This window comes from Micromonospora andamanensis, assembly GCF_016863495.1.
GTDB classification, from domain to species: Bacteria; Actinomycetota; Actinomycetes; order Mycobacteriales; family Micromonosporaceae; genus Micromonospora; species Micromonospora andamanensis.
The window spans coordinates 59,652-66,971 of record NZ_BOOZ01000041.1; the positions used below are offsets into that span (position 1 = coordinate 59,652).

General features: G+C 71.5%; 4 protein-coding genes. 3 read left to right on the plus strand and 1 reads right to left on the minus strand.

Annotated elements, in window-relative coordinates; all coding sequences use genetic code 11:
* Positions 1-195: 195 nt before the first annotated feature.
* Positions 196-2,598 carry a hypothetical protein gene (locus tag Van01_RS26210; protein WP_204012961.1) on the plus strand — a complete coding sequence of 801 codons (2,403 nt, stop codon included), beginning with the start codon at positions 196-198 and terminating at the stop codon, positions 2,596-2,598.
* Between the two features lie 71 nt (positions 2,599-2,669).
* Here Van01_RS26210 and Van01_RS26215 read toward each other — a convergent pair whose 3' ends face one another.
* Positions 2,670-3,425 carry an FkbM family methyltransferase gene (locus Van01_RS26215; RefSeq protein WP_204012963.1) on the minus strand — a complete coding sequence of 252 codons (756 nt, stop codon included), beginning with the start codon at positions 3,423-3,425 and terminating at the stop codon, positions 2,670-2,672.
* A 171-nt stretch (positions 3,426-3,596) separates the two neighbouring features.
* On the opposite strand from Van01_RS26215, the gene Van01_RS26220 reads away from it, so the two are divergent.
* Together Van01_RS26220 and Van01_RS26225 are read left to right on the plus strand one after the other, a co-directional pair.
* Entirely contained in the window at positions 3,597-4,880 is a 1,284-nt protein-coding gene (locus Van01_RS26220) for a polysaccharide biosynthesis protein (protein WP_204012965.1), read from the plus strand.
* 152 nt (positions 4,881-5,032) lie between these two features.
* Complete coding sequence (locus tag Van01_RS26225; protein ID WP_204012967.1) at positions 5,033-6,847, plus strand: VanW family protein; 1,815 nt, start codon at positions 5,033-5,035, stop codon at positions 6,845-6,847.
* The last annotated feature ends 473 nt before the right edge of the window (positions 6,848-7,320 follow it).

A 7,320-nucleotide genomic window follows, 5' to 3' on the forward strand; every position in this document is an offset into this window, starting at 1 on the left:
CACTGCCGGTGCGCGGCGACCGACCGCGCTGGTGGCGGCCACTGTACGCGGCCGGCAGCGGCCCGACCCTGTCACCACCGAACCATCCGTTGACCTGATGGGATGGCCGACGGCTGGTGTGGCAGTCTTCCCGCCATGGCATCGAACCCTTCTCAACCTCCCCTTACGGTCGACCGGGCCGCGGGGTCGGACCCGGTGCGTTCGGTTCAGGTTGATCAGGGTTCGTCGACAGACACGGACCGCACGGCCGCACCGGATCGCGTCGGCGGTGGGCTGGGCGGGGACCGGATCCGGACGGCGGCGCTCGCCATCGTCGCGCTCAGCGTGCTGTGGCGTGCCCAGGTGGCCTCCGGCGGCTTCCTGGCGGCCGACGACTACGTGATGATCACGCAGGCGGCGGAGTCGAACCTGACCGTCGAACACCTGCTCGCCCTCTACAACAACCACCTCATGCCCGGTGGTCGGTTGCTCACCTGGCTGATCACCGAACACATCGGCATGGCCTACTGGCCGTACGTGCTGCTGATGGCGATCGGGCAGGCGATCCTCGGCATCACCTTCTTCCGGCTGCTGCGTCGACTGCTGCAACCGTCCTGGCTGCTGCTCCTGCCGCTCGGCGCGCTGATGTTCAGCCCGCTGACCCTGGAGGCCACCTCCTGGTGGGCGGTCGGGGTCAACATGCTGCCGATGCAGATCGCCATGGTGCTCGCGGTGGGCGCGCAGGTCAGCTATGTGCAGACCCGACGCAAACGGCACCTGGTCACGCTGGCCCTCTCCGTACTGCTCGGCCTCGTCTTCTTCGAGAAGGCGATCCTGGTCGTGGCGCTCGTCTTCCTGCTCACCGCCGCCCTCTACGCCGAAGGCGGCTTCTTCCGCACCATCTGGACCACCATCCGCCGCTGGTGGGCGTCCTGGTTGGTGCTGACCGTCCTGTCGCTCGGCTTCCTCGCCGCCTACCTGGGCAACTCGGAGTCTTCCCTGCGACCGCCGGCATCGGCCGGTGAGGTGTTCTCCTTCCTCACCCAGATGCTCGGGTCCACTGTGGTGCCGGGCCTGGTGGGCGGGCCATGGCAGTGGCTGGGCGCAGGCGACGGCGCCCCGGTCGCGGCACCACCGGAACTCGGCACCTGGGTGGCCTGGACGATCTTCGTGGCCCTGGTCGTGGCGACCGTACGCCGACGCCGACGCGCCGGACGCGCCTGGCTGCTGCTCGGGTCGTACCTGGTCCTGGTGGCCGCGATGCTTGCCGCGACCCGGCTCGGTTCGACCTTCAGTGGGGTCGCCGGCGGCGTTCCCCGTTACGTGAGTGACGTCGTCGTGGTGGCCGCCATCTGTCTCGGCGTCGCCGTGGTCGGGCTGGCCCGGCCCTCCCGGGTCCCCGGCGCGACCGAGCCACCCGCCGTCGATCCTCCGCGAGCGACACCCGTGGCCCTCCCGGAACCGGGAGACGGCCGGGCCCCGGACAGCGGCGTCCCGCAGGCCGTGGCCGCACCGAGCGCCGCAGCACCGCAGGCCGGCCCGACCGCGCCGCCGGAAGGCCCGGTTGCATCGTCGGCCGGCGCGACCGCGCCGGTGCTGGCCGAGTCGGTCCGGACCGGACGGCCCACGCGAGTGGTGGCCCGGCTCGGCGTCATCCACGCCGAAGCCCCGGTCGACCCCGAGCCGGACCCGGCGTCGACGACCGCGCCGGACGTGACCCCGCCGACGGCATCGGCCGCCGACTCCGGGCCGAACACCGAGGCCGGTGCCGTCCGCGCCGCTGATCCGGTCGTCGCGCCGCACCCCAGCAGCCCTCCGGATGCCGGTCACTCCTCGACCGCCGGCCCACCGCCACGCGACGCCGACGATCGACCGACCGGGCCGGACCGGCGACCGCCGGCCGCCGCCCCGTCCGACCCGCTCGGGCCTCCTCCCCCCGGGCTGCTCGGCCCACTGCCCGAGCGCTACCGGGAGGCAGTGAACGTGATGCTCGCCCTGATGCTCGTCGCCGTCTGCCTGGGCACGGTGTGGACGACGTCCCGGTACAGCGACGAGTGGGCGGTCAAGTCGAGCCGGTCGTACATCGACACCGTTCGGATCGAGATGGCCAGCGCGCCGCCCGACACTGTGTTCTTCGACGCTCCGGTCCCGGACAACGTCGTACCGAGCCTGTCCTGGCCGTACAACCTGCAGTCCCGCTTCTTCCGCGCCTTCGGCACCCGACCCACGTACGTGGACGAGGCCGACCACGTCTCGGTGCTGGACTCCCTCGGCCGGATCCAGGTGGCCACGATCGTCGGTAGCACGATCCAGCCGGGACCGCAGGAAGGCTGCGGCTACCTGATCGCCAGCGGGCAGACGGTACGGATGCCGCTCAACGAACCCCGGGACGACTGGCACTGGGTGGCCCGCATCGGCTACCTCAGCTCGGCGGACGGCACAGCCACCCTGCGGTTCGGCACCGGCACCGCCGAGTTCCCCGTCAAGAAGGGCCTCAACCAGCGCTTCTTCCGCATCGTCGGCGGCGGGGACGCGGTAGAGCTGACGGTGGCCGGCAGCGACGTGTCGCTCTGCACCAACGAGATCGCGATCGGCAACCCGGCGCCCAAGCCCGAGTAGACCCGAGCCGGTCGGCGGCGGGGCGAGCCGCGTCCCGCCGCCCGCCGGTCACCCGGGCCCGGACAGCCCGGTCACTCGGGCCGGAACAGCACCGAGTTGACATACCGGGGGCGGGGCCACACGACCCGGCGCGCGAAGCCCTGACCCACCCGGGCGATCGCCGCACGTTGATGCCCGCCGAGGTCGAAGTCGGCCAACGGCACCCACGTCCGATCCGGCAGCACGTACCCGCGATAGCCCCAGCCGGTCAGCAGGTCCAGCAGCGGTTCCACCGGCTGGATCCGCTCCTCGACCTCGATCAGCAGCACCGGTCGGTCCCGCCGGACGGTCCGCTCCGCACCACGCAGGGCGGGCAGCTCGTGACCCTCGATGTCGAGCTTGATGAAACGCACGTCGGTCAGGCCGAGCGAGTCCAGCGTGATCCTTCGGACGGAGACCGCAGGACCCTGGGCCGCGTCCTCCAGGGAGGAGGTGCCGACGATAGCCCCACCCTCCGGCAGGTAGAGGGTGGCCCTGCCCTCGTGGTCGGAGACCGCCGCCTCGACCACCTCGACCTGCGGGAAGGCCGCTCGGAGCTGCCCTGCCAGCGCGGTGGTCGGCTCCACCGCAACCACCCGGTCGGCCCGGCGGAGCAGTCGGGCCGTCCACGGCCCGTACCAGGCGCCCACGTCGACAGCGGTGCCGCCGGCCGGAACGAAATCGGTGAGCCGGGCAAGTTCCGGCTCCACCCGTGGGTACGCGCGGCGGATCGCGCCCGCCAGCAGTCGGGCGGGCAGCAGCGCCGCCAGTCCGGAGGTCGCGGCGGGGGCCAGCTTCGTCGACGCCATGGGGCAGCACACTAGACGTTTCCCGGCCCGCTGGGCAGGGGCCACCGGTGCGGGGCTGTCGGGACTGTCGAGCTGCCGGTACCGTCTTCCGGTCGGGCCGCCGTCCCGACCGGATCGCGGCCCGAAGACGCCGGGTCGTCCGCGCGGACGACCGACACGACGCGGAGTGGCATGGCCCAGACCACGAGCAGGGACGTCGCGCGGTTGCGGCTCGGCGCAGCCGGCGCTGCGGTCACCGTCGCCACCGTGCTGACGAACGCACTGGCCTACGTCGTCCCGATGCTCGGTGCGCGCCGGCTCAGCGCCGCCGAGCTGGGCGCGCTGGCGGCGGTGCTCGCGTTGGCCGCTATCGCGGCGGTACCCGGCTTCGGTCTGCAGATCGCGGTGGCCGCCCACCGGGCCCGGAGTGGCGCTCATGGCACCGGCCGCCTCGGGTTGCGGACCGCAGCCGTCACGGCCGGGGTCACCCTCGCGGCGGCGCCAGCGCTGACGGTCGCCCTGCGGCTGCCACTGGCGCTGACGCTGCTGCTCGCGGCCACCACGTTCGCCACCGTGCTCAGCGGCCGGTGGCTCGGCGAGCTTCAGGGGGACCAGCGGTTCCTGCGCCTCGCCGCGGCGATGGTCGTGGTCGCCGTCGGCCGCTACGGCGGGCTGGTCGTCGGGCTGCTGCTCGGCCAGGGACCGGAGCTGTGCCTGCTGCTGGCCACCCTGACCGGCCTGCTCGCGCTGCCACTGCTGGCCCGTCTCGCCAGCCCGGCCGGGTATTTACGGCCCGCCGACCCGGCCACGTCCGGGCCGACCGCCGACGACCCGGCCGAGACGTCCGCTGCCCCGATCACCGGCACCGCCCTGGGGGCGAGGCAGGTGATGACAGCGTGCGGCGCGACGCTGGCGATGCTCACCATCTCGTACGCGGACCTGATCCTCGCCCGTCAACTCCTACCGACGGACGCCTCAGGTGCTTACGCCGTCGGCGCGGTGCTCACCAAGGGTGCGCTCTGGGCTCCTCAGGTCGTCACGCTGCTGGTGCTGCCCCGGTTGGCCCAGGGCGACAGGCGTGCCCGACTGGTGGCGCTGGCGCTGATCCTGGCCTGCGGCGTGGTCCTGGTGGTCGGCTCGGCGATCGGCGGCGAGCTGGCCTTCCGGCTCGTCGGTGGCGCCGACTACCTGCACCTGGCCGGGACGGCTCCGATGTTCGCGGCCGTCGGCGCGCTCTACGCGGTGGTGTTCATGCTGGTGAACGACCGGGTGGCGACCGGCGCCCGATGGCCGGCCGCCCCGCTGTGGCTGGCGACCGCCGGGTTGGCGGCCGGAGCCACGTTGCTCGCACCACGCACGGTGACCGGGGTGCTCATCTGTTCGTTGACCGCCGCCGCCCTGGCGGCCGTGGTGATGGCCTGGCTGGTGTTCGGTCGCGACGACGCTGACCCGCGAGGCACCCGGCCGTCACCATGAGTGACATTTCCGGAGGTGCGACACGCCGAACGGGCACAACCGGCGATCCGGACCGGCTCGGGCTCCCCGACGGAGGTCTGGTTGGCTACCGTTGTTCTCTCCCGGAGTGGGGATCCCCGGTTCCGCATGCGGTATGTCGCTAAGAGGTAGTTGTGACGCTGTACGGCGAAGAACGTCCACCGCCGGCCGATGAGCGGCCGACGGTGCAGGTGACGGCGGTCAGTTGGCCGATCGAGGAGCCGGTGCGTCCGGCCCCCACCCCGCCGGACGGCGACCGACCCCGGTCCCGCCGGTTCCGACTGCTGCTCGCATCCGGCGTGGCTACCGCGGTGCTCGGCTCGGTAGGTGCGGTGGCGGTCTGGGCGTACGCGGGTGACGTGCCCCGCGGCACCAGCGTGCTCGGCACCGAGCTCGGCGGACGCAGCCGGACGGACGCGGCGCGGGAGCTGCGGCAGCATCTGGACCGCCGCGCGACCGAGCTTCAGGCCCCCATCCAGGTACGCGTCGGCGAGCGGACGGCAGAGATCAATCCCGCCGAGGTCGGGCTGACCGTCGACGTGGACGCCACAGTGGCAGCCGCCGCGGCGACAAACGCCCACGCCGTGGACCGCCTCGTTGGCTCGCGGGAGATCGAGCCGGTGGTCTCGGTCGACGTGCCGAAGTTGGAGGCCGCGCTGAAGAAGCTCGTCGGCGACCAGGGCCGGAAGATGACCATGCCGGCGATCACCTTCTCCGGCACCAAGCCGAAGGTGCGTTACCCGAAGCCCGCCCTCACCATCGACCCGGAGCACTCCGCCGACGCCGTCAAGCAGGGCTGGTTGAGCGGGCAGCCGGTGACCGTCCCGTTGGTGGAGAACCACCCGGCCACCACCGCCGAGGAGGTCGACAGGTTGGTCGCCGAGCTGGCCGAACCGGCCGTGGCGGCACCCGTCAAACTGACCACCGAGCGCGGTTCGGTCACCATCCCGCCGACCGCCATCGCGAAGGGCCTCCGTTTCAAGGCCGACAAGTCCGGAAAGCTCACGCCCAGCGTGGACGTCAAAAAGCTGCGCTCCGCACTCGGAGACAAGCTCGGCACGGTCGAGGTGGCGCCCAAGGACGCGACGATGACCATCTCCGGTGGCAAGCCGAAGGTGGTCGACGGGCGGGCCGGCAAGCAGGTCGACACCAGCAATCTCGGTGCCGACCTGCTCACCGTCCTGCCACGCGGCGAGGACCGTACGATCTCCGCCGAGCTGAAGCCGGTCGAGCCGAAGCTCACCGCGGCGAAGCTCCGTGACCTGGGGATCAAGGAGAAGGTCTCCTCCTTCACCACAAACTTCACTGGCGGGCTCTCGTCGCCGCGTAGTCAGAACATCGTGACGATCGCCAACGACGTGAAGGGGACAGTGGTCCTGCCGGGCGAGACGTTCTCGCTCAACGGTCACACCGGCGAACGCGGCTACGCGCAGGGCTACCGTGACGCGCCGGTGATTCTCGACGGCAAGCTGGTGCCGGGGGTCGGCGGTGGCACCTCGCAGTTCACCACGACCCTCTTCAACGCCTCCTACTACGCCGGCCTGGAGGACGTCGAGCACAAGCCGCACTCGTACTACTTCAGCCGGTACCCGGCGGTCATCGAGTCGACAATCTTCTGGCCCAACCTCGACTTCAAGTTCCGCAACAACACCGACTACGGCGTCCTGATCGACACCTCCTACACCGGCAGTTCGGTGACGGTGTCGATGTGGAGCACGAAGATCTGGGACAGCGTGAAGACCGAGTACGGTCCCCGGCGGAACATCACCTCACCGAAGACCGTCTACCTCGAACCCGGGCCGACCTGCATTCCTGCCAGCGGCAGCCAGGGCTTCACCCAGGACGCGTTCCGGGTCATCAAGAAGGACGGGAAGGTCGTCAAGCGGGAGAAGTTCAGCTGGACCTACAGCGCGGAGCCACGCTTCATCTGCGCCAAGAAACCCGCCTGACGCCCCACCGGCTCCGTCACGGCCCCGCCAGCCTCGCGCCGGCGGGGCCGCTTCCTTCAGGTACCCCCGCAGCGCTGCCCTGTTGCCCGGCTCGCCTAGTCCCGGGGTCCTACCGCGCCCGCTCCCGCTACATTCACGCCCTGAGACACAACCAGAGGCCCGCGCCGGACCCGTCCCCCGACCCTCACAGGGCCCAGGCATGGCGCGGGCCCCGAGGCCGTGGCGGGCCCTGACCGTGGTGCGGGTCCCAGGCTGTGGTGCGGGTCCCAGGCTGTGGCGGGTCCTGGGATGCCGCATCTCAGGTGATCCTCCGCCCAGGAGACCGTGACATACCGAAAGTCGGGGCTGTTCACCGCTACAGAATCTCAGCGTGCCTCAATTTGGGGGCATCATCGAGTGGACGCTGCGGTGTCTCCAGGGACCGGGGCGGTTCCGGTGGGTGGAAAAGAATTCAGGGCCGCCCCGTTTGGGGT